Raw genomic sequence first — 22851 nt, forward strand, 5'->3', positions numbered from 1 at the left:
AGCTTTCGCCGAATGATTGCCGTCCGAGCCACGGAAAAGGTGCACCTCTCCCGCTTGTGGTGGAGGTCGACGCGCGCCGGGCGATGCGAGGCATCGTCCCAAGCGCAGCGGGTGGGGGCTCTCTCCACTCGGGGACCTTCTCTGCGGAAACACCCCCACCCCTGCCCTCCCCCGCAAGCGGGAGAGGGAGCGCACCGTCGCTGCGGCGACCCTCTCGTCAAACAAGTGTCGCTCTAAGCATGCTCTCCTTTATCGCTCAGCGTGTCCTGAAGGGCGTGATCGTCCTGCTTGCGATCGTCGTCCTCAATTTCTTCCTGATCCGGCTTGCGCCCGGCGACCCCGCGGTGGTGATGGCGGGCGAGGCCGGGGCCAGTGATCAGATCTTCGTCAATCAGCTCAAGGAGAAATTCGGCCTCGACAAGCCGTTGCCGGAACAACTCTTCATCTATGTAAAAGGCGTCGTCACCCTCGACCTCGGCTTCTCCTTCCGCCAGCAGGCACCGGTCGCAAAGCTGATCGGCGAACGGCTGCCGGCGACGCTGCTGTTGACGCTGACCGCATTCGCGATCTCGCTCGCGCTCGGCATTCTCTTCGGCACCTTCGCCGCGCGCTTTGCCGGGACCTTCCTCGACACCGCCATCACCGTATTCGCACTGATCTTCTACGCCATGCCGATCTTCTGGGTGGCGTTGATGGGCATCCTGCTGTTCTCGGTCACCATGGATTGGCTGCCGAGTTTTGGTTACGAGACGGTCGGCGCCAATCTGACCGGCTTCGCCCACGCGGTCGACGTCGCAAAACACCTGATCATGCCGGCGATGACGCTCGGCCTGTTCTTCATGGCGACCTATACCCGCATGACGCGCGCCTCGATGCTGGAGGTGAAGCGGCTCGACTTCGTCAAGACCGCGCGCGCCAAGGGCCTCTCCGACGCCGTGATCCAGCGCCGCCACGTGCTGCGCAACGCGCTGCTGCCCGTCGTAACGCTGGCCGGCGTGCATTCGGGAACGCTGATCGGCGGCGCCGTCATCACCGAGACCGTGTTCGCCTGGCCCGGGATCGGGCGCCTGATGTACGACGCGCTGTTGCAGCGGGACTACAATCTGCTGCTCGGCGTCTTCGTGATCTGCTCCGCCATGGTCCTGATCTTCAACCTCATCACCGACCTGGTCTATCGCCTGGTCGATCCGCGCATCGAATTCGCCTCATGAAACAGTTCTGGAAATCGATGCTGCGTAGCCCGAGCGGCGTCATCGGGCTCATCATCCTGGTTCTCGCGATCTCGGTCGCGTTGTTCGGACCGATGCTGTTCCCGAACTCGCCATGGCGCATGGTGCAGCGGCCGTTCCTGCCGCCGTTTACGCTCTCCGCCGTGCCGCTCGGCACCGACGCGCTCGGCCGCGACGTGTTCGCCGGTATGATTTTTGGCGCGCGCGTCTCGCTGCTTGTCGGCCTCGTCTCCACGCTGGTCGCGCTGATCGTCGGCGTTCCCATCGGCGCCATGGCCGGCTATTTCGGCGGCAGGGTCGACGACGCCCTGATGCGTTTCACCGAATTCTTCCAGACCATTCCGAGCTTCGCGCTCGCGATCGTGCTGGTCGCGATCCTGCAGCCCTCGATCTACTCGATCGTGACCTCGATCGCGCTGGTGAGCTGGCCGCCGGTCGCCCGCCTCGTGCGCGGCGAGGTGCTGTCGCTACGAACGCGGGAATATGTCCAGGCCGCCGTGGTCACCGGCCAAAGCAACACCTGGATCATCATGCGCGAAATCCTGCCGAACGCACTGTCGCCCGTGATCGTGCTGGCCTCGCTGATGGTGGCGACCGCGATCCTCCTGGAATCCTCGCTGTCCTTCCTCGGCCTCGGCGATCCCAATCTGATCTCCTGGGGCTACATGGTCGGCGCCGGCCGCACCGTGATCCGCCAGGCCTGGTGGATCACCGTGTTTCCCGGTGTCGCCATCCTGATCTCGGTGCTCGGGCTCAATTTGATCGGCGAAGGCCTCAACGACGCGCTCAATCCGCGCCTGTCGCGGGAGGGACGCTGATGATGACCGCTCCACCCGCCGTCTCCATCAAGAACCTTCAAATTGCCCTGCCCAAAGGCGCCGAGCGTCCTTTCGCCGTCGACGGTGTCTCGCTCGATTTGCGGCCCGGCAAGATCGTCTGCGTCGTCGGCGAGTCCGGTTCCGGCAAGTCGATGTGCGCGCATGCGCTGATGGGCCTGTTGCCCGATACGGTCTCGGTCGCCTCCGGCGAGATCCAGTTCGAGGGACGCGACCTGCTCAAGCTCGACGACGACGGCTGGCGCGATCTGCGCGGCTGCCGTCTCGCGATGATCTTTCAGGAGCCGATGACCGCGCTCAATCCGTTGATGCGGATCGGCGACCAGATGGCGGAGATGTTCGAGGCGCACGGCCTGCTGACGCCGAGGGAGCGGCGCGCGCGAGCGCTCGCTTTGGCACGGGAAGTCGGCCTGCCCGACCCCGAGCGTATCGTCCGCGCCTATCCGCATCAGCTCTCCGGGGGCCAGCGCCAGCGCGCCATGATCGCGATGGCGCTCGCGCTCGAGCCGGCCGTGCTGGTCGCGGACGAGCCGACCACCGCGCTCGACGTCACCACGCAGGCGCAGATCCTCAAGCTGATCCGCAACCTGCAGCGTAACCGCAACATGGCGGTGATGTTCATCACTCACGATTTCGGCGTGGTCGCCGACATCGCCGACCAGGTCGTCGTGCTCCGGCACGGCAAGGTCGTCGAGGAAGGCCCGGCCGCGACCGTCTTCAACGCGCCTCAGCACGACTACACCAAGGCGCTGCTCGCCGCCGTACCCTCGATGGACCCGCCGGCGCGCGAGCCGCTCGACGACCAGGCCAGGGCGGTCGAGGTGATCGGGCTGGACAAGACCTACGTCACGTCAGGGGGCTGGTTTCGCGAGGACCGCCGCGTCGATGCCGCGCGCGCGGTCAACTTCAACATCCTCAAGGGCGAGACCCTCGGCCTCGTCGGCGAATCCGGCTCCGGCAAATCGTCGGTGGCGCGCCTGGTGATGCGGCTGATCGAGGCCGACCGCGGCACGGTGCGGATCGGCGAGACCGATCTCACCCAGCTCTCAGGCAAGGCGCTACGCGCCGAGCGCCATCGCATCCAGATGATCTTTCAGGATCCGTTCGCCTCGCTCAATCCGCGACGCAAGGTCGGCCACATCATCGCCGACGGCCCGATCGCGGCCGGCCTTGATCCGAAGGCGGCGTTCGACCGGGCCCGCGATCTCCTCAAGTTGGTGGGCCTGGATGCCGGCGCGCTCGAGCGCTATCCGCATGAATTCTCCGGCGGCCAGCGCCAGCGCATCGGCATTGCGCGCGCGCTCGCACTCGAGCCCGAGATCATCGTCGCGGATGAGGCCGTCTCCGCGCTCGACGTCTCCGTGCAGGCCCAGGTCTTGCGCCTGCTAGAAGACCTCAAGACGCGCCTCGGTCTCTCGATGCTGTTCATCACCCATGACTTGCGCGTCGCCGCCCAGATCTGCGACCGCATCGCGGTGATGCAGCGCGGCGCCATCGTCGAACTGAAGCCGACCGCGCAGCTGTTCGCCGCGCCCGAGCATGCCTATACGCGCGAGCTGCTGGCGGCGGTGCCGGGACGGAAAGAGCGCGCGCCGGCGGCGTGAGGATCGAGCGCACCGAGTCGCCAAATTCCGGGATTGTTCCAAAAACTTGCCCATGGCCCGAGGTGAAACATATTCGGTCCAGAAGAATTTTCTTGACGAGAATATCCTTGCTGATGAGTGCAGGGATCCAAGTCGACACCAGCATCCGTCGCGCCGCTCCTGAACCGCGCGACGGATGTGAGCTGGTGAGCGGTCTCTCAACCCGGCGCATCAAAGGCACGGGAGACGTTGGGATTCCGGAGTGCGCTCACGCGTTTTTTACTCCTTCGTGATCGGCGACACCGCTTCAAAGCCGAAGACGGCGTCTTAGATGACGATTAAATGATAAGCGTCATCTGATGACGGGATTTGCCAACTGATATTCGGAGCCAACATGGGCGAAGTCATTCGATTTGTCTCAAAGTCCGAGCGCGAGCGAGCACGTCTCATCCAGGAGGCGCGCGCCATCTACGACAGTATCTTCCCGCCGACCGACCCGGCCGGCGAAGGCCAGGATAAGGCCGCGATCGGCCGTACATATATCGGCCGCGAGGGGGGTAACCTGTCGTGATCAAGATCATCGCCGTGCTCTGCAGCCTTGCCTCCCCGACCAATTGTCACGAGCAGGTCGTCACCACCTCGGATTTCGCGCAGGTTTCGGTGCAGTCCTGCCTGATGGGCGCGCCGCAGCTCGCCGACTGGATGAACCAGCATCCAGCGGAGCGACTGGCTGCGTGGCGCTGCGTGATCGGTCAACAGGCCGGCCGGGGGATCTAACGTCTGACGGCCGCGTTCGATCGGCGCGTCGCGCCCGGCCATGACGGTCTCGACTGAAGGGAACGCTTGAGCCAGGGACCACGGCTCGACCAAACCCGTGACGACACTCCATTGCCGGGGTAACCTCTCGTTGCAGCCATTGGCAGCAAGGGGGGAATCCGGATGGAAGTCGCGAGCCTCGTTCTTCCCGTATTCGCGATCATCGTCACCGGCTGGCTGGCCGGCGAGCTCGGCTATCTCTCCCGCTCGCTCGCCGACGCGCTGGTGCATTTCGCCTATAACGTGGCAATGCCTGCGCTATTGATCGTCACCATCGCGCAGGAGCCCGCGCGCAATCTGCTGGAATGGCGTTTCCTGCTCGCGTTCGGCGGCGGCTCCCTCGTCTGCTTTGCGCTGGTCTTCCTGGTGGTCCGCGCCGGCGGAAAGCATGATCTCGCCAGCAGCACGATTCATGGCATGGCGGCGGCGATGACCAATACCGGCTTCGTGGCGCTGCCTATCCTGCACGCGATCTACGGCCAGCCCGCCGTCCTGCCTGCTGCGGTCGCGACGGTATTCGTCGCGGCCGTGATGTTTCCGATCACGGTTATCCTGCTGGAAAGGGACGCGCGCGGATCGGCCGCGCAGTCCGCGGGCCTCGCGAAGCAGATCCTGCTCAATCCGATGGTGCTGTCGACGCTTTGCGGTCTCGTCTGGGCGATCACAGGCCTGCCGATTCCGGCGCCGGTCGCGGCCTATCTCAACATGATTGCCGCCGCGCTCACGCCCTGCGCACTGTTTGCCATCGGCCTCGGCCTGTCGGTCGAGGGCCTGCGCTCCAACCTGAAGGCAACGTTCGCGCTCGCGGTCGTGAAGCTCGTGATCATGCCGCTGATCGTCTACGGCCTTTGTGTGATCACCGGCCTCAACGCGCTCTACACCGTTGCCGCCGTGATATGCGCCGCCGTGCCCACGGCGAAGACGGTGTACGTGCTGGCGCACGAGCATAAGGTCGAGGAGAAACTGGTCGCGGCCACGGTCTCGGTCACGACGATGCTGTCGGTCGCGACATTGCTGGTCGCGCTATACCTTCTCTCGGGTCTGGCGACCGGCACGCGCTAACCCGCATGGGCGCACTTATCGCGTGGTGTTGCTCCAGGTGGGCGCTGAATTGGTCACGCCGACCGAGGGCCAATTGTAAGATCCGACCGACGGTGCCGTGACCGTTCCGACCGTCTGGCCGGACGAGCCGTAGGACGCCCGGGGCTGCACAGCAGTGGGCGCTCCGGCGCCGCCATAGGTCGGGGCCACCACGCCCGTGCTGTAGTGTCGGCTCGACCGCGCCTTCTTCGCTTCAGCCGCAAAGGGCGCGGCAAGCAGCCCGGTCGTGATGAGCGCGGCAATGGCGAGTTTGATGCCTGTCATGGCTGATCCCTCTATCGTTGGGGCCCTTGTGCCATGTGTTCATTGATCGCACGATGTCCATAGGCACAAGTTCATAACTCCGTGTGCTGGCAAATGTGCCGAGGCAACGCGTTCGTCACATCCGCTTCGGGCGGATCATGCCCGCCTTCGGATGGACCCGAATCAGCGCTAGTGCATTGCCCTCAGCGACTTCGCGTATTGAGGCGACATGACCGGGCCCGAATTGAAGCAACTCCGCGCCGACCTCTCCGATGTCCTCGAGCGGAAGCTCACGGCGGCCGATATGGCAAAGCTCTGCGGATTGCCGGAGAAAGGCGGCGGCGACACCATCCGGCGCTGGGAGGTGAGCGGCCCGACGCCGGAGGCGACCAAGGTGCTGCGCGTGCTTGCGATGGCGAGCGAGCGCTATCCCATCCTGGAGAAGTTCGACATCTTCGATCGACATGACGTGCGCGAGGAGGACCGCCCCGCAAAGCGCGCGGCGTTCCGCGAACAGATGCGCGATGAGGCGCGACGGCGTCTTGGTTAACGAAGGACGCCCAGAGGTTACCGAAGCCCTGCGAAGTTAAACCTTCCTTCACCACTTCTTAAGTCGGCATTAAGCACGAAAATCATTTGCAGCCCAATAAGTTAGGTTGGGTCGCGCTGTGCCATGCATGTGACAGCATTTTCGTCAAAAGGAAGCTATCTGCAAAACCAACGCGGCGCGGAAAGCGCGCCTGCCGGGGACCTTAAGTGTCGGAGTTCAAGACGATGAAGAAGATTCTGTTTGCGACCGTTGCGCTGCTCGTGGTGGGCGCTGCTGCACCGGCCGTCGGCGCCGATCTCGGCAACCGTAACTATTACAAGTCGCCCGCGCCGGCCTATGCCGCGCCGATCTACAACTGGACCGGCTTCTACGTCGGCGGCCATATCGGCGGCGCGTTCTCCAGCGACAACAATTTCAACGGCCTTTCCACCGGCAACAACGGCAACGGCCGTTTCCTCGGCGGCGTGCAGGTCGGTGGGGACTGGCAGTTCCACCCGAACTTCCTGGTCGGCGTCGAAGGCCAATATTCCTGGCTCTCCGGCAGCGTCGGTGCCGTGTTTCCGGGCGGCATCGCCTACACCAACGACCAGCGTGGCCTCGGCTCGATCACCGGCCGCGTCGGCTACACCTGGGGCCCCGGCCTCGTCTATGTGAAGGGCGGCTACGCCTATTCGGACAACAACGAGAAGGTGACCGTCGGCGGCGTGCCGACCGCGTTCGTCATCACCGGCGATCACCGCAACGGCTACACGGTCGGCGCCGGCCTCGAATACATGTTCGCCCCGAACTGGTCGGCCAAGGCCGAGTACCAGTACTACAATTTCGGCGACTCGAGCTTCACCGGCGGCCCGCTCGCGGGCACCGGCAGCTTCACCACCGACGACCACACCATCAAGGCGGGCGTCAACTACCGCTTCAACTGGGCAAGCCCGGCCGTCGCGCGCTACTGATCGGTTACCACAACCTTACCATGACGGAAGGGCCGGCGATTTCGCCGGCCCTTCTTTTTTCGCTGTGCGGAACAGGCGCAACCGTTTGCGGAGATTGCGAATTTTTAACCCGCCGTGCGGATACTGCCGGCCACAAACAGAAGCAAGAATGTTGGGGGAATTTCAATGGCGATCCGTTTCAGCCTTGGCGGCTCACTTGGCCGGATGCGGCCTCGTTTCAAAATGCCGACCTGGGGCGTGCGCGGCAGCCTGTTCGCGGCCTTTGCAGTGGTCGCGGGCATGGGCCTCGTGATCGCAGCCGGCGCCGGCCTGGCGCTGCAGAATCTCGGCGGACGGATGACCGAGCTGAGCGGGCGGGACATTCCGCGCCTTGCCGCCAGCCTGCAATTGTCGGCCCTGAGCGCGAGCCTGGCAGCACAGGGACCGGCCCTGCTCGCGGCTCAAAGCGAGGAAGCCCTGAACGAGCGCACCAAGAAGCTCAAGGAGCTGCAGGAGCAGACGCAGCAGAAGCTCACCGAGATCATCGGGCTCGGCGGCGACAAGGCCGTCGTCTCTGGACTCAGCGAGACGATGAAGAGCATCAACGAGGCGGCGCAGAGCCTCGCCAAGGCCGCCCGCGAGCGGCTCGATATCGCCGCCCTCCATGACAAGCAATATGATGCGCTGCGCAGCGCGCAGGGCGCCTTCGTCGGCGCGGCCAGTCCGGCGATGCTCGACGCACAGACCCGGGTCAACGCCATTCTCGGCTCGGCCGACCTGTCCGCCGCAGATGCCAACGACGCCGCGCAGACCGTCGGCCAGCTCGGCAACGTCGTCGCCAGCGGCAATCTCGCAGCCGCCAACATGAGTGCGGCACTGTCGGCGAACACGAGCGACAAGCTCGACGACATCCAGAAGGAATTCAAGACGGCACAGGGACGCCTGCGGTCGAACCTCGATCTGTTGCCGGACAATCAGGGCAACAAGATGCTGCGCGAGACGGCGGAGAAGCTGCTCGCGCTCGGCACCGGCAAGACCGGCGTGTTCAATCTGCGTGAGAAGGAGCTCGACTCGGTCGATTACGGCCAGACCATCCTGGACGAGACGCGCAAGCTCAATGTCGGCCTCGGCATCAGCGTGCAACAGCTCGTCGACGGCGTGCAGAAAGAGACCAACGCCTCGACCTCGCAGGCGCAGCAGGAGACCTCGCTCGCGACCACCGTGATGCTGGCGCTCGGCTGCTTGATGCTGGTCGGCTCGGCGCTGTTCGTGTGGCTCTATGTCGGCCGCAACATCCTGCGCCGCATCCGTGAGCTTCAGCGGGCCATGCAGCTGCTGTCGGCCGGCGACCTCGACACCGAGATCGTCCGCTCCCGGCAGAACGACGAGATCGGCGTGATGAAGGAAACGCTGACCGTATTCCGCGACAGCATGATCGAAGCCCGGGCGCTCGCCGGCGAGCAGGACAAGGACCGTATCGCCAAGGCCGAGCGGGCCGCGCGCATGGAAGCGAAGATCGCCGAGTTCGAAAGCACGGTGCGCTCCGCGCTCGACAATCTGGCGCAGTCGGCCAATTCGATGCAATCGACCGCGCAGAGCATGTCGACCACCGCCGACCAGTCCAACGCGCTGGTCAACGCGGTCGCCTCCGCCGCTGAGGAGACCTCCGTCAACGTGCAGACCGTGTCGTCAGGCACCGAGCAGCTGTCGTCCTCGATCGAGGAGATCAGCAAGCAGGTCGTGACCTCGGCCGCGATCGCCAAGAAGGCGGTCGACGAGGCCGGCGCCACCGACACCACGGTGCAGAGCCTTGCCGACAGCGCGAGCCGCATCAGCGTCGTGGTCGACCTGATCCAGACCATCGCCTCGCAGACCAACCTGCTCGCGCTCAACGCCACCATCGAAGCGGCGCGTGCGGGCGAAGCCGGCCGCGGCTTTGCGGTAGTTGCCTCCGAGGTGAAGAGCCTCGCGAGCCAGACTGCCAAGGCCACGGAGGAAATCCGCACCCAGATCGCCAGCATGCAGGAGATCACGACATCGGCGGTCGGCGCCATCCAGGGCATTGGCCGGATCATCGGCGAGATCGACAATGTGACCACGACGATCGCGGCCGCAGTCGAGGAGCAGGGCGCCGCCACCCGCGAGATCGCGCGCAACATCCAGCATGCCGCCGGCGGCACCAGCGAAGTCTCCAGCAACATCGTCGGCGTCTCCACCGCCTCGGCCGAAGCCGGCGCCGCGGCAAACGAAGTGCTGGGCGCCTCCGACGCGCTCCGGCGCGAAGCCGACATGCTGCGCGGAGAGATCGACGCATTCCTCAACAACATGCGGGCGGCCTGACGTCATTCCGGGGCGCCTCGAAGAGGCGAACCCGGAATCTCGCAACAATCTCCAGATTCTCGGGTGCGCAACAGCGCACCTGAGTTCGCGCTCCGCGCGCCCCGGAATGACGACGTTTTTTACGGTCACGACCGGGACGCGGAAAAACGCCGCCCGGTATGACCGCCATGCGGAGACCACGGCCTGCCCTTTTTCGGCTGGCGCCCCGCTCGCTCTGGGTTTAAGCCGGTAGCATGAACCCGAAAACCGACACCGCACAGTCCTCAGCCGAAGCCCTGCGCTACCCCTGGGAACAGCACCCCGGTCACGACGAGGTCGTGGAGGTCAGGCCCGGCGTGTTGTGGGCGCGGCTGAAGCTGCCGTTCCGCCTCAACCACGTGAACATCTATCTGCTCGCCGACGGCGACGGCTATGCGATGGTGGATACCGGCTTCGGCAACGAGGAGACGATCGAGGCCTGGACGAAACTGTTCGACGGACCGCTGAAGGGCGTCCACATCACGCGTCTGATCGTCACCCACTCCCACCCCGACCATGTCGGACTCGCAGGCTGGGTCGTCGAGCGGTTCAACTGCCCGCTGGTGATGTCGCAGGTCGAATATCTGCAATCGGTCTATCACCAGAACCGCGGCACCGCGGAGCGGCAGGAGGCGCAGCGGCTGTTCTTCCGTCGCCATGGCATGGACGAGTCGCTCACCGAAAAGCTGCTCGGCCGCGGCCAGGATTATCTCAAGCGCGTTTCGGTGCTGCCGCCCTCCTACCGCCGCATCTCCCATGGCGACGACGTCGTGATCGGCACGCGCCGCTTCAAGGTGATCACCGGAGGCGGCCACGCGCTCGACCAGGTGATGCTGTATTGCGCCGACGACAAGCTGTTCCTCTCCGCCGACCAGGTGCTGAGCAAGATCTCGCCCAATGTCAGCGTCTGGGCGGTCGAGCCCGACCAGAACTCGCTCGGCGAATATCTGGCTTCGCTCGCCAGCCTCACCACGACACTGCCCTATGACGTCCTGGTGCTGCCCGGCCATGGCGTGCCGTTCTACGGACTGAAGACCCGCATCAAGCAGCTCGCCGACCACCATGAAGAGCGCTGCCGCCTGATCGCGGAAGCCTGCCGCGAGGTGCCGCAGACCTCGCGCGCCTTGGTGCCTGTCGTGTTCAACAAGCACGTGCTGGACGAGCACCAGATGGGCTTTGCCGCCGGCGAGCTCGTCGCCCACGTCAACTACATGATCGTCGAGGGCCGGCTGACGGCCGAGACGAAGGACGGCGTGCTGCAGTTCAGGACGACGTGAGTCGCTTCGTCATGGCCGGGCTTGTGGCGGCATCTCACTTCATATTCGCGATCGCGTGCAGCGCCGCGATGTAGCCGAACGGGCCCAGGCCGCAGATCACACCGGTCGCCACGAACGAGATCTTGGAGTGGCGGTGATATTCGTCGCGGGCGTGGATGTTGGAGATGTGGACTTCCAGCACCGGCCCTTCGAACGTCTTGATCGCGTCCATGATCGCGACCGAGGTGAAGGAAAAGCCGGCCGGATTGATGATGATTGCATCGGCGTCCTGCCGCGCCGACTGGATCAGGTCGACCAGCACGCCTTCGTGGTTGGATTGGTGGAAGGCGAGCTTGAGCCCGAGCGTTGCAGCGGCCGCCTCGCAGCTCGCGTTGACCTCTGCGAGCGTCGTCGTGCCGTAGATGTGCGGCTCGCGAATGCCGAGCATATTGAGGTTGGGACCGTTCAGAACCATGACACGCTTCATCGGGGCGTCCTTTCGCATGAGCTTGCCGGGCGCCGATCCGCGCCTCGCCAAGGCAAAGGCTACGACATCGGCGCGACCGGCTCAGCAAATCGGAGCGCGCTCCATGGACAAAATGTCCAAGCCAGCTGCAACGGTCCCCGGCTTTCCCCGGAGCCTTGGCCGTGCGGACGGGCAAGCGTTAGGCGTTTGATCCACATCAACTATCGCCGGCGATACGCCGCTATCACTGGACCTGCGCGCCTCGCCACAAATGTGTGCGGGCGCATGGACATTGGGGCTGGAAAAGCTCTAAAAATGAGCGGCCGCCGTGGCCAGGTTCCGTTGCAGGTTTTGCCGATGGATTACAACCAGTTCTTCGATACCGCCCTCGATCGTCTCCACTCCGAGCGGCGCTACCGCGTGTTCGCGGACCTGGAGCGCACGGCCGGCCGATTCCCGCACGCGGTCTGGCACTCGCCCAAGGGCAAGCGCGACGTCGTGATCTGGTGCTCCAACGATTATCTCGGCATGGGCCAGCATCCGAAGGTGGTCGGCGCCATGGTCGAGACCGCGACGCGCGTCGGCACCGGTGCCGGCGGCACCCGCAACATCGCCGGCACGCATCATCCACTGGTCCAGCTCGAGGCCGAGCTCGCCGATCTCCACGGCAAGGAAGCCGCGCTGCTGTTCACCTCGGGCTATGTCTCGAACCAGACCGGCATTCCGACCATCGCAAAACTCATTCCGAACTGCCTGATCCTGTCGGACGAGCTCAACCACAATTCGATGATCGAGGGCATCCGCCAGTCCGGCTGCGAGCGGGTCGTGTTCCGCCACAACGATCTTGCCCATCTCGAGCAGCTGTTGAAAACGGCCGGCCCTGGTCGGCCAAAGCTGATCGTCTGCGAGAGCCTCTATTCCATGGACGGCGACGTCGCCCCGCTCGCCAAGATCTGCGATCTCGCCGAGAAGTACGATGCGATGACCTATGTGGACGAAGTCCACGCGGTTGGCATGTACGGCCCGCGCGGCGGCGGCATCGCCGAGCGTGACGGCGTTATGCATCGCATCGACATCCTCGAAGGCACGCTGGCGAAAGCGTTCGGCTGCCTCGGCGGCTACATCGCCGCCAACGGCCAGATCATCGATGCCGTGCGCTCCTATGCGCCGGGCTTCATCTTCACCACCGCGCTGCCGCCGGCGATCTGCTCGGCCGCGACCGCCGCGATCAAGCATCTGAAGACCTCGAACTGGGAGCGCGAGCGCCACCAGGACCGTGCCGCCCGCGTCAAGGCGATCCTCAACGCCGCCGGCCTGCCGGTGATGTCGAGCGACACCCACATCGTGCCGCTGTTCGTCGGCGATCCCGAGAAGTGCAAGCAGGCGTCCGACCTGCTGCTCGAGGAGCACGGCATCTACATCCAGCCGATCAACTATCCGACGGTCGCCAAGGGCAGCGAGCGGCTGCGCATCACGCCCTCGCCCTATCACGACGACGGCCTGATCGATCAGCTCGCCGAGGCCCTGCTGCAAGTGTGGGACCGTCTCGGCCTGCCACTGCGCGAGAAGTCGCTCGCGGCGGAATAGGCTGTTCGCCTCTCCTACCGTCCCCGGAGCTACCCCCCTCCCCAACCCTCCCCCACAAGGGGGGAGGGAGCGAGACAGGTGTGCCCGCCTCACGTGATTGGCCACCCAACTCTGTCTCGTCTTCGTCGCGACAATGGACGCTCTCTCCGTTCCCTCCCCCTTGTGGGGGAGGGTCAGGGAGGGGGGGTGCCGCACGGGGACTCTCTCGGCGGCCCTCCAGCAATGCACTTAACGACAACCCCAGTTCCCACCGCCGCGCGGCATTTCGCTGTCGCCTCGCCCCGTCCAGCGCGCTAGAATTACTGGGAAAATGAGCTCGGGCGCGGCCAGCGCCCTTTCGAGAAGCGCGCTCGCCATGCTGCACGATTGGGGCGTGATCGCCGCCGCCTTCGGCTATATCGGCTTCCTGTTCCTGGTGGCGAGCCACGGCGACCGCCGTTCGCCGGCGGGGCGCGGCCGTGCCTCCGGGCTGATCTATCCGCTCTCGCTGGCGATCTACTGCACCTCCTGGACCTTCTTCGGCTCGGTCGGCTTCGCCACCCGCGCCTCGACCGACTTCCTCGCCATCTATGTCGGCCCGATCCTGATGATCGGGTTAGGGGCCGGCGTGTTGCGCCGCGTAATCCAGCTCGCGAAAACCCACAACATCACCTCGATCGCCGACTTCATCGGGGCCCGTTACGGCAAGAGCCAGGCGGTGGCGGCGACCGTCGCCCTGATCGCGATCATCGGCTCGGTGCCCTACATCGCGCTCCAGCTCAAGGCGGTCGCCTCCTCGCTCGAAACGATCCTGAGCGAAGACCAGGCCTTCTCCCACATCCCGATCGTCGGCGACGTCGCGCTGATGGTGACGCTGGCGATGGCGGCCTTCGCCGTGCTGTTCGGCACGCGGCAGACCGACGCGACCGAGCACCAGCACGGCCTGATGCTGGCGGTTGCGACCGAATCCATCATCAAGCTGGTCGCCTTCCTCGCCGCCGGCATCTTCGTCACCTTCTGGATGTTCTCGCCGCACGAACTGATCGAGCGCGCCATGAAGACGCCGGAGGCGGTGCGCGCCATCAATTATTCGCCGTCGATCGGCAACTTCCTCACCATGACGCTGCTGTCGCTCTGCGCCATCATGCTGCTGCCACGCCAGTTCCACGTCAGCGTGGTCGAGAACTCCTCGGATGCCGAGGTCGGCCGCGCGCGCTGGTTGTTCCCGCTCTACCTCGTCGCCATCAATCTGTTCGTGATCCCGATCGCGCTCGCCGGCCTCGTCACCTTCCCGTTCGGCGCGGCCGACCCTGACATGTACGTGCTGGCGCTGCCGATGGAGGGCGGTGCGGGGCTTCTCAGCGTCGCCATTTTCGTCGGCGGCCTGTCGGCGGCGACCGCGATGGTGATCGTCGAATGCGTCGCACTCTCCATCATGGTCTCGAACGACCTCGTGGTGCCGCTGGTGCTGCAACGACGGCCGGAAGGACGCGCCGGCGGCGCGGATTTCAGCGACTTCCTGCTGCGCTCGCGGCGGCTCGCGATCTTCGCCATCATGGTGATGGCCTATTTTTACTATCGCGCGCTCGGCAATACCCAGCTCGTGGCGATCGGCCTGCTCTCCTTTGCCGCCATCGCGCAGCTTGCGCCGAGCTTCTTCGGCGGGCTGCTGTGGCGGCGCGCGACCGCGCGCGGCGCCATCGGCGGCATGCTGGTCGGCTTCGCTGTGTGGCTCTACACGCTGTTCATCCCGAGCTTCATGGATACCTCGACATCAGGCATCCTGCTGCTGCAGCATGGCCCGTTCGGCATCGAGGCGCTGCGGCCGCAGGCGCTGTTCGGCGCCGATCTGCCTTCCTTGATGCACGGCGTGATCTGGTCGCTGTCGCTCAACATCCTGACCTATGTGCTGCTGTCGCTGGCGCGAAGGCCGTCGTCCATCGAGCTGCTGCAGGCCGATCTGTTCGTGCCCAATACGCTTGCGCCGATCTCACCGAGCTTCCGCCGCTGGCGCACCACCGTCACTGTGCAGGACATCCAAAACACGGTGGCGCAGTATCTCGGACCCGACCGCGCCCGGCATTCCTTCGAGGCATTCTCCGCACGGCGCAACGTTCGTCTGGAGGTGGGAGCGCCCGCCGATTTCGAGCTGTTGCAGCACGCCGAGCACCTGATCGCCTCCTCGATTGGAGCTGCCTCCTCGCGTCTCGTGATGTCGCTGCTGCTGCGCAAGCGCACGGTCTCGGCCAAGGCTGCACTCAAGCTGCTCGACGACTCGCACGCGGCCCTGCATTTCAACCGCGAGATCCTGCAGACCGCACTCAACCACGTGCGCCAGGGCATCGCCGTGTTCGATGCCGATCTGCAGCTGATCTGCTCCAACCGGCAATTCGGCGATCTCCTCAACGTGCCCCCGCATATCGTCCAGTTCGGCGAGCCACTGCGCGAGATCCTGGAATTCATCGGCGTGAGCGATCCGGACGACCCGGTCGAGCGCGAGGCCATGCTGGAGCGCCGCCTCGCCGCCTACACCACCGACAGCGAGCCTTATCTCGAACGCCTGCCGGAACGCCACATGGTGATCGAGGTGCTCACCAATCGCATGCCCGGCGGCGGCTTCGTCATCACCTTCACCGATGTCACGCCCACCTTCGAGGCGGCGGAAGCGCTGGAGCGCGCCAACGCGACACTGGAAAAGCGCGTGCGCGACCGCACCGAGGAGCTGACGCGGCTGAATTCCGAGCTGGCGCTGGCCAAGAGCGCCGCGGAAGACGCCAGCATCTCCAAGACGCGCTTCCTCGCCGCCGCCAGCCACGACATTCTCCAGCCGCTGAACGCGGCGCGGCTCTATGTCACGAGCCTGGTCGAGCGCCAGCACAGCGGCGAGGAGACGCGGCTGGTCGAGAACATCGACGAATCCCTGCAGGCGATCGAGGAGATCCTAGGCGCGCTGCTGGACATCTCGCGGCTGGACGCCGGCGCGATGACGACCTCGACCTCGAGCTTCAAGATGGCCGATCTGATGCGCTCGCTGGAGATCGAGTTCGCGCCGATCGCGCGTGCCAAGAACCTGGAGCTCACCTTCGTACCCTGCTCGCTGCCGGTCGAATCGGACCGGCTCCTGCTGCGGCGCCTGCTGCAGAATTTGATCTCGAACGCGATCAAATACACCCCGCGCGGACGCGTGCTGGTCGGCTGTCGCCGACAAGGCCCTTCGCTCAAGATCTGCGTCTACGACACCGGCGTCGGCATCCCGCCGGTCAAGCGCGGCGAGATCTTCAAGGAATTCCACCGCCTCGAGCAGGGCGCGCGGATCGCGCGCGGGCTGGGGCTCGGCCTGTCGATCGTCGAACGCCTGGCGCGCGTGCTCAAGCACGGCATCGCCATCGACGGCAACAGAAGCGGCGGCTCGGTCTTCTCCGTGACGGTGCCGACGGCGAAAGCGATCACCCACACCGCCGCGGTGACCAGCGCGACGCCGCTGGCGCGCACGCCGATCTCGGGCGCCCTGATCGTCTGTATCGAGAATGACGCGGCGATCCTCGACGGCATGCGCACGCTGCTGAAGGCCTGGGACGCCGAGGTGATCGCGGTCGCCGATCCCGAAGGTGCGATCGCCGCCATCGAGACGGCGGGACGGCGGGTCACCGGCCTCCTGGTCGACTATCATCTCGACCGCGGCAACGGCATCGCCGCCATCCGCGACATCCGCCGTCGCTTCGGCGACGGTATCCCCGCGATCCTGATCACCGCCGACCGCAGCCCCGCCGTGCAGGTGGCTGCGCGCGACGAGAAGGTCGCGGTGTTGAACAAGCCGGTCAAGCCGGCTTCGCTCCGCGCCCTGCTCGGCCAGTGGCGCACGCAGCAGATGGTGGCGGCGGAGTAGGACGCGCCGGTCAATAGTCGGTCGAGACACTGAGCGTTCGCCACTTCTCCAGTTCTTCGAGTCGGAGCCTGTCCGTCGCAGCGATGGCGTTCACGGCGTCGCTGCCGAGCGCGATGCGTAGCGGTGGGCGTTTCATATCAGCGAGCTTCAGCACCACGGCGGCGGCCTTGGCGGGGTCGCCGGGCTGGCGGCCATCGTAATCGCGCTGCATCCTGACCGCGGCGCCGACGACGGCGTCGTACTCCGGGCGTCCTTCGTCCGTCGCATGCGCGACCCGGGCAAAGCCGGTCCTGAATCCGCCGGGCTCGACGATCGTCACGTGCACGCCGATCAATGCCGTCTCCCGCGCCAGCGATTCCGAAAAGCCCTCGATTCCCCATTTTGCGGCCGAATAGGCCGCGCGTGCCGGCGCACCGATGCGGCCGCCGACGGACGAGACCTGCACGATATGCCCATGGCCCTGCCGGCGCAGCACGGGGATCGCCGCCTTGGTGACGATGATGGTGCCGATCAGGTTGGCCTCGATCTGCTGACGGAACGAATCCAGGCCGGTGTCCTCGACCGATCCGAGGTCGCCGTAACCGGCATTGTTCACCACCACATCGACGCCGCCGAACGTCTTCAGGGCAAGACCGATGGCCGCATGCGCTGCCGCCTCGTCGGTCACGTCCAGCGTTGCAAGCTGGAGCGTTTCGCCGAAGCGCGCAAGCAGCGGTTCGAGCGGCTTGGGGTCCCGGGCCGAAGCAAGCACGCGATCTCCCGCCGTGAGTGCGGCTTCCACGATGGCGCGACCAAGACCGCGCGAGGCGCCGCTGACGAACCATGTCTTCGACATCTCGATCTCCAGATGACCTTAAGGCGCCAGCCGCGTGAAGACGTAGTCCCGGCTCTTGGCGCGAGCTTCGTGACAGCCCCAGCAGGTGCGATGCTGGGCCTCGTCGACCGGTTTGCCGCCGATGAAGCGGCCAAAGCCCCAGCCGCCGGTCGAGGCATATTTCTTGGAATCCTTGACCATCACCTGGACCGTGGTAGCGGCGACGGGAATTGTCGCGGACGCAAACTCCGGCGACTGTTTCCGCTTCCAGGCGCGCTTGACCAGAATGGTGCCGTCGGGAAACGGAAGCTTGTCGGCTTGATACGCGTCGATTGCAGTCTGGTTGCCGACCACAGCGCGAAGCTCGTCGAGCGGCGGCGCCTCTTCGGCCGGCGCGATCAGCTCCCACTGCTTGTAGCCCGGCGGAATCGTGACGCCGAAGATCGGCGAGGCGTCCGCCGTGTCGCGTGCCGCCGGCCCCTCCGCGGAAGCGATCGTGACGAGATACGGCACGCAGGTCAGGAGCACGACGAGGAGGACCACGGCGAGCACGATCATCGCGGCGTAAGGAGATTTTTTCTTTTCAGGTTCGGCTGGCGTCATGACCATTCATCAAGCTGGGTTCAATGGGCGATCCTCGGTCCAGCCCGGCTGGACCGAGGTGCTGACAGATGCTCAGGCGCCGTCGGCGTCGATGACGGCCTTGGCAAAGGCTTGCGGTGCTTCCTGCGGCAAATTGTGGCCGATGCCGCCGGTGATCAGGCGAAACTCGTATCGGCCCGAGAACTTCTTGGCATAGGCGCTGGGGTCGGGATGCGGCGCGCCGTTGGCGTCGCCTTCCATCGTGATCGTCGGCACGTCGATGACGGGAGCCGCCGCCAGCTTCTTTTCGAGATGCTCGTATTTCGCCTCGCCCTGGGCGAGCCCGAGCCGCCAGCGATAATTATGGATCGTGATCGCGACATGATCCTTGTTGTCGAGCGCCGCCGCACTTCGGTTGAAGGTGGCGTCGTCGAACTTCCATTGCGGTGAGGCGAGCTTCCAGATCAGCCTGGCGAAATCATGGGTGTACTTTTCGTATCCGGCGCGGCCGCGCTCGGTCGCGAAATAGAATTGGTACCACCATTGCAGCTCGGCGGACGGCGGCAACGGCGCGTTGCCGGCGGCCTGGCTGGAGATCAGATAACCGCTGACCGACACCAGCGCGCGGCAGCGCTCCGGCCACAGCGCGGCGATGATGTCGGCGGTGCGCGCGCCCCAATCGAAGCCGGCGATAACAGCCTTCTTGATATCGAGCTTATCCATCAGCGCGATGACGTCGGCCGCCATCGCGGCAGGCTCGCCGTTGCGCGGCGTCTCGCTGGAAAGGAAATGCGTCGTGCCGTAGCCGCGCAAGTGAGGGATGATCACGCGATAGCCGGCCTTGGCCAGGATCGGCGCGACGTCGACGAAGGCGTGAATGTCGTAGGGCCAGCCGTGCAGCAGGATCGCCACCGGACCGTTCGAGGGACCCGCCTCGGCATACCCGACATTGAGGACGCCGGCATCGATCTGCTTGATCGTGCCGAAGGACGCAGTTGATGCGGACGATTTCGGCGCTTCGGTCTTAGCGCGCGCGAGGTCGATCACGCCGAGGCCGACGGCGACGGTTCCGGCGGCGACGCCAAAGAACTGGCGGCGATGCTGGTCGATGATCTGCTTCATGGTGGTGCTACCTTTGTTGATGGTTGGTGATGGCGCGTCAGATCAGCGCGACCGTGACGTCGATGTTGCCGCGAACGGCCTTGGAATAGGGGCAGGTCTGATGCGCATCATCGATGATGCCGCGTGCGATCTCGGGATCGAGGCCCGGCAGGCTGACACTGAGGCGCGCCCGGAGCGAGTAGGCACCCTCGTCGAGGACGAGATCGATCTCCGCATCGATCGCGCATTTCCTGGGAAGCTCGATCTTCCGCTTGCGCGCCGCGATCTCCATCGCGCCCTCGAAGCAGGCCGACCAGCCGGCGGCGAACAATTGCTCGGGATTGGTGCCGATGCCTGCCGCGCCCGGCGGCGACAGCTTGACGTCGAGGCGGCCGTCGGAGCTGCGCGATACGCCGTCGCCTCGTCCGCCGCTGGTGTGGGTCTTGGCCGTGTAGAGTGTTTTTGCCGCCTGCGTCATGGAGCTGTCCTTTCCGTTGCGCAACTGACTAGCAGTGGCTGGTGCAGGACACCCGTTGGGAGTTGTGAGAAGTTGTGAGGCCAGACCTCGCGCGCTTAACAAGGCCTGCACCCGCGGTCTGATGCCGATGCAGCGGCGGCCTTGCCGGATCGCGATCATCTAGCTATCGGGTCCTGTCGAAGGGACCCGAGATTTGCCATGACAGAGCCGGCCGGCACCGCAACGGGAACTTTATCGTTCGGGCCATTCTCCGTGACGCCGCATGAGAGGCTCGTGATGCGCGATGGCGTCGCGTTGCCGCTCGGCGCGAAAGCGTTCGACACGCTGATGGCGCTGATGTCGCGACCGAACCAGGTCGTCGGCAAATGGGACCTGATGGCGCTGGTGTGGCCCGGCATCACCGTCGAGGAGGCCAATCTGCGCTTTCACGTCGCAGCGCTCCGCAAGGCGCTCGGCGACGGCAAGGACGGCGCCCGCTACATCACGACGCTGTCCGGCCGCGGCTATTGCTTCGTGGCGCCGATCTCGCAACTCGCAGCGCCGATTTCGCAAACAGGCATTGCGGCAGCCCAGCGCCCCGCGCCGCGGCTGGAATTGCCGCCGGTGAAACTGCCGAACCGGTTACAGCGGATGGTCGGGCGCGACGATGAGATCGCCACCGTTTCCGACAAGCTCATCGCCTCGCGCTTTGTCACGATCGTCGGTCCCGGCGGCGTCGGCAAGACGGCGGTCGCAGTAGCGATCGCCCACGACCTGCTCGAGACCTTCTCCGATGCCGCGCACTTTGTTGACCTCGCCGCGCTCAGCGATCCCGATCTCGTGATCACCTCGATCCTGCTGATGCTGGGCTTGCCGGCCGAGGATCCCCTGCCCGCGCTGCTCGCGCATGTCAGTGACAAGCGGATGCTGCTGGTTCTCGACAATTGCGAACATGTCATCGCGACCGCCGCACCGCTGGCGGCGGACATCTTCCAGGCATCGCCGCATGTTCATATCCTCGCGACCAGCCGCGAAGCGCTGCGCGTCGAGGGCGAGCAGGTCTATCGATTGGCGCCGCTTGCCGTTCCGCCCGACGGCTCCGGACTGACGGTCGCCGCAGCGCAGACCTATCCGGCGCTGCAACTGTTCCTCGAACGTGCCACGGCCAGCGGCGCGCAGATCAGTCTCGATGACGCCAATGCCGCGATCATCGCGAGGATCTGCCGCAAGCTCGACGGCATGGCGCTGGCGATCGAGCTCGCTGCCGGCCGGGTCGAAGCGTACGGCCTGGAGCAGACGGCCACACTGCTCGACGAGCGCCTCAATCTGCTCTGGCAGGGCCAGCGAACGGCACCGCCCCGGCAGAAGACATTGCAGGCCACGCTCGACTGGAGCTACGGACTGCTGTCGGATCTCGAACGCCTCGTACTGCGCAGGCTTGCGGTCTTCGCCGGGCATTTCACCATCGACGCGGCGCTCGAGGTCGTGCCGGACGAGCGCGTCGACCAGGCCCGCCTGTTCGACGCCGTCGACAGTCTCGTGGCCAAATCGATGGTCGCGCCGCGCCCCATCGGCGCCATGATGCGCTACCGCCTGCTCGACACGACGCGCGCCTATCTGCTCGAGATCGCGCCCGACGACGCCGCTCTCGCCGCCCGCCACGCGACTTACTACCGGCGATGGCTGGAACAGGCCGGCATGACATGGGCCGCTGTGCCGAGCGCGGACGAGCGAGCTGCGCACTTCTCCGCACTTCACAATGTGCGCGCCGCGCTCGACTGGTGCTTCGGGGCGGGCGGTGATCTCGGCATCGGCATTGCGCTCACCGCCGCCGCGGCGCCGATCTTCCTGGCGATGTCCTTGTTGATCGAATGCCGGCGTTGGTCGGAACGGGCGCTGCTAGCAATGGCCCCCTCCTCGCGCGGCAGCGCCGAGGAAATGCACATCCAGGCCGCCCTCGGACTGACCCTGATGTTCACCCGCGGCGGCAGCGAAGCGGCGCGCAGCGCCCTGAGCCGGAGCCTTGCGATCGCCGAAGCGCGCGGCGACGAGATCAACCAACTCCAGCTGCTCGGCCGGATGCATATCTTTCACGAGCGGATGGGAGAGTTCGACGCCGCGCTCGGCTATGCGCAGCAGAGCCTCGCGGTCGCAAGGTTGTTGGGCGATCCCGCCTCGATCGCCCTCGCCCATTCCCTCCTCGGCGTCTCCTTGCATCTGGCAGGCCGGCATCGCGACGCGCTTGAGATGCTGGAGGTGGCCTGGCGGGGACCGGGCACGGAGCGAATCAGCACCGTCCACGGCTTCGATCATCGCAACCGGGCCGGCATCACGCTGGCTCGCGAGCTCTGGTTGCAGGGCCGGCCCGCGGATGCGCTGCAACTGGCGCGACAGACGGTCACCGAGGCCGCGCAGATGGACCACCCGATCACGCTCTGCATTGCGCTGATCTGGACGGTCGCGATCGACCTGTGGAGCGGAGACCTCGACGGTGCGGAGGCGAATATCGACCGCTTCATCGCGCATGCGACGTCGCGCTCGATGGGGCCTTATCTCGCCGTCGGCCGCGGCGTCAAAGGCGAGCTGGCGATCCGGCGCGGCGATGCCGCAACTGGCGTCGAGACGATCAGGACTTGCCTGCGCGAGCTCCACGACGCCCGCTACGAGCTGCTGACCACGACGTTCAACATCGCGCTTGTTCAGGGATTGTTGGCGCTCGGCCAGATCGAGCAGAGCGCACAGCTGATCGAGGACGCGATCCGACTCGTCGCGCAGAGCGGCGATCACCTCTACATGCCCGAGCTGTTGCGCATGAAAGGCAAGGTCCTGTCGCACCTACCCGAGCCGCAGATCGAGGAAGCCGAGGCCTGCCTGGTGCAGGCGCTGGAACTCAGCCGCGCGAAGGGCGCCAAAGCGTGGGAACTGCGCGCGGCAATCGATCTGGCGCAACTTCTTGCCCACCGGCGCCGCGGCAAGGAGGCCAGGCGATTACTTCAATCGGCACGCGAAGGTTTCGCTGCAGGTTCCGAGACTGAAGATATCAGGGCCGCCGCTGCGCTCCTGAAGACGCTGTAGCGG

The 22851-nt window shown here is 65.5% G+C and carries 19 protein-coding genes; 13 read left to right on the forward strand and 6 right to left on the reverse strand.

Features of this window, described 5'->3' with window-relative positions; all coding sequences use genetic code 11:
• The first annotated feature begins 239 nt into the window (after positions 1 to 239).
• The 6 genes from RAD04_RS18700 to RAD04_RS18725 all read left to right on the forward strand — a co-directional run bounded on the left by RAD04_RS18700 (position 240) and on the right by RAD04_RS18725 (position 5526).
• Positions 240 to 1211 (forward strand): ABC transporter permease, encoded by a 972-nt coding sequence (locus tag RAD04_RS18700; protein ID WP_461624922.1) that lies wholly within the window; start codon positions 240 to 242, stop codon positions 1209 to 1211.
• Positions 1208 to 2047 (forward strand): ABC transporter permease, encoded by an 840-nt coding sequence (locus RAD04_RS18705; RefSeq protein WP_028139871.1) that lies wholly within the window; start codon positions 1208 to 1210, stop codon positions 2045 to 2047. The genes RAD04_RS18700 and RAD04_RS18705 overlap by 4 nt, the downstream gene beginning before the upstream one ends.
• A 2-nt stretch (positions 2048 to 2049) precedes the next feature.
• Positions 2050 to 3669 (forward strand): ABC transporter ATP-binding protein, encoded by a 1620-nt coding sequence (locus RAD04_RS18710; RefSeq protein WP_461625028.1) that lies wholly within the window; start codon positions 2050 to 2052, stop codon positions 3667 to 3669.
• A 373-nt stretch (positions 3670 to 4042) separates the two neighbouring features.
• Complete coding sequence (locus tag RAD04_RS18715; RefSeq protein ID WP_461624923.1) at positions 4043 to 4219, forward strand: hypothetical protein; 177 nt, start codon at positions 4043 to 4045, stop codon at positions 4217 to 4219.
• Positions 4216 to 4425 (forward strand): hypothetical protein, encoded by a 210-nt coding sequence (locus RAD04_RS18720; protein ID WP_018316320.1) that lies wholly within the window; start codon positions 4216 to 4218, stop codon positions 4423 to 4425. Before RAD04_RS18715 ends, RAD04_RS18720 begins: the two co-directional genes overlap by 4 nt.
• Before the next feature lie 162 nt (positions 4426 to 4587).
• Positions 4588 to 5526 carry an AEC family transporter gene (locus tag RAD04_RS18725; protein ID WP_461624924.1) on the forward strand — a complete coding sequence of 313 codons (939 nt, stop codon included), beginning with the start codon at positions 4588 to 4590 and terminating at the stop codon, positions 5524 to 5526.
• A 15-nt stretch (positions 5527 to 5541) separates the two neighbouring features.
• On the opposite strand, the gene RAD04_RS18730 is transcribed toward RAD04_RS18725, so the two are convergent.
• Positions 5542 to 5829: a hypothetical protein gene (locus tag RAD04_RS18730; RefSeq protein WP_461624925.1), complete on the reverse strand. Its 288-nt coding sequence runs from the start codon at positions 5827 to 5829 to the stop codon at positions 5542 to 5544.
• 208 nt (positions 5830 to 6037) lie between these two features.
• Here RAD04_RS18730 and RAD04_RS18735 point away from each other — a divergent pair, with 208 nt between their 5' ends.
• From RAD04_RS18735 to RAD04_RS18750, 4 genes are all read left to right on the forward strand, one after another.
• A complete protein-coding gene (locus RAD04_RS18735) occupies positions 6038 to 6358 on the forward strand; it encodes a hypothetical protein (protein ID WP_104466053.1) in 321 nt (106 codons plus the stop codon).
• 224 nt (positions 6359 to 6582) lie between these two features.
• Positions 6583 to 7308: an outer membrane protein gene (locus RAD04_RS18740; protein WP_461624926.1), complete on the forward strand. Its 726-nt coding sequence runs from the start codon at positions 6583 to 6585 to the stop codon at positions 7306 to 7308.
• 165 nt (positions 7309 to 7473) lie between these two features.
• Positions 7474 to 9627, forward strand: coding sequence for a methyl-accepting chemotaxis protein (locus tag RAD04_RS18745; protein ID WP_461624927.1), 2154 nt, complete (start codon positions 7474 to 7476; stop codon positions 9625 to 9627).
• 233 nt (positions 9628 to 9860) lie between these two features.
• Complete coding sequence (locus RAD04_RS18750; protein ID WP_461624928.1) at positions 9861 to 10922, forward strand: MBL fold metallo-hydrolase; 1062 nt, start codon at positions 9861 to 9863, stop codon at positions 10920 to 10922.
• A 34-nt stretch (positions 10923 to 10956) separates the two neighbouring features.
• On the opposite strand, the gene aroQ is transcribed toward RAD04_RS18750, so the two are convergent.
• On the reverse strand, positions 10957 to 11388 hold the full coding sequence (aroQ, locus tag RAD04_RS18755; RefSeq protein WP_183258262.1) for a type II 3-dehydroquinate dehydratase: 432 nt from the start codon (positions 11386 to 11388) through the stop codon (positions 10957 to 10959).
• Positions 11389 to 11724: 336 nt separating this feature from the next.
• On the opposite strand from aroQ, the gene hemA reads away from it, so the two are divergent.
• Entirely contained in the window at positions 11725 to 12954 is a 1230-nt protein-coding gene (gene hemA / locus RAD04_RS18760) for a 5-aminolevulinate synthase (RefSeq protein ID WP_461625029.1), read from the forward strand.
• A 355-nt stretch (positions 12955 to 13309) separates the two neighbouring features.
• Positions 13310 to 16819 (forward strand): PAS domain-containing hybrid sensor histidine kinase/response regulator, encoded by a 3510-nt coding sequence (locus tag RAD04_RS18765; protein ID WP_461625030.1) that lies wholly within the window; start codon positions 13310 to 13312, stop codon positions 16817 to 16819.
• Between the two features lie 10 nt (positions 16820 to 16829).
• Here RAD04_RS18765 and RAD04_RS18770 read toward each other — a convergent pair whose 3' ends face one another.
• The 4 genes from RAD04_RS18770 to RAD04_RS18785 all read right to left on the reverse strand — a co-directional run bounded on the left by RAD04_RS18770 (position 16830) and on the right by RAD04_RS18785 (position 19794).
• Positions 16830 to 17654, reverse strand: coding sequence for an SDR family NAD(P)-dependent oxidoreductase (locus RAD04_RS18770; RefSeq protein WP_461624929.1), 825 nt, complete (start codon positions 17652 to 17654; stop codon positions 16830 to 16832).
• Between the two features lie 18 nt (positions 17655 to 17672).
• Entirely contained in the window at positions 17673 to 18236 is a 564-nt protein-coding gene (locus RAD04_RS18775) for a cytochrome P460 family protein (RefSeq protein WP_461624930.1), read from the reverse strand.
• 72 nt (positions 18237 to 18308) lie between these two features.
• Positions 18309 to 19337, reverse strand: coding sequence for an alpha/beta fold hydrolase (locus tag RAD04_RS18780; protein ID WP_461624931.1), 1029 nt, complete (start codon positions 19335 to 19337; stop codon positions 18309 to 18311).
• Between the two features lie 37 nt (positions 19338 to 19374).
• The gene (locus RAD04_RS18785; RefSeq protein ID WP_461624932.1) at positions 19375 to 19794 is read right to left on the reverse strand and encodes an organic hydroperoxide resistance protein; all 420 of its coding nucleotides are present in this window, start codon (positions 19792 to 19794) and stop codon (positions 19375 to 19377) included.
• 198 nt (positions 19795 to 19992) lie between these two features.
• On the opposite strand from RAD04_RS18785, the gene RAD04_RS18790 reads away from it, so the two are divergent.
• Complete coding sequence (locus tag RAD04_RS18790) at positions 19993 to 22848, forward strand: ATP-binding protein (protein ID WP_461624933.1); 2856 nt, start codon at positions 19993 to 19995, stop codon at positions 22846 to 22848.
• Positions 22849 to 22851 lie beyond the last annotated feature (3 nt).

This window comes from Bradyrhizobium sp. 25ACV (assembly GCF_054863005.1).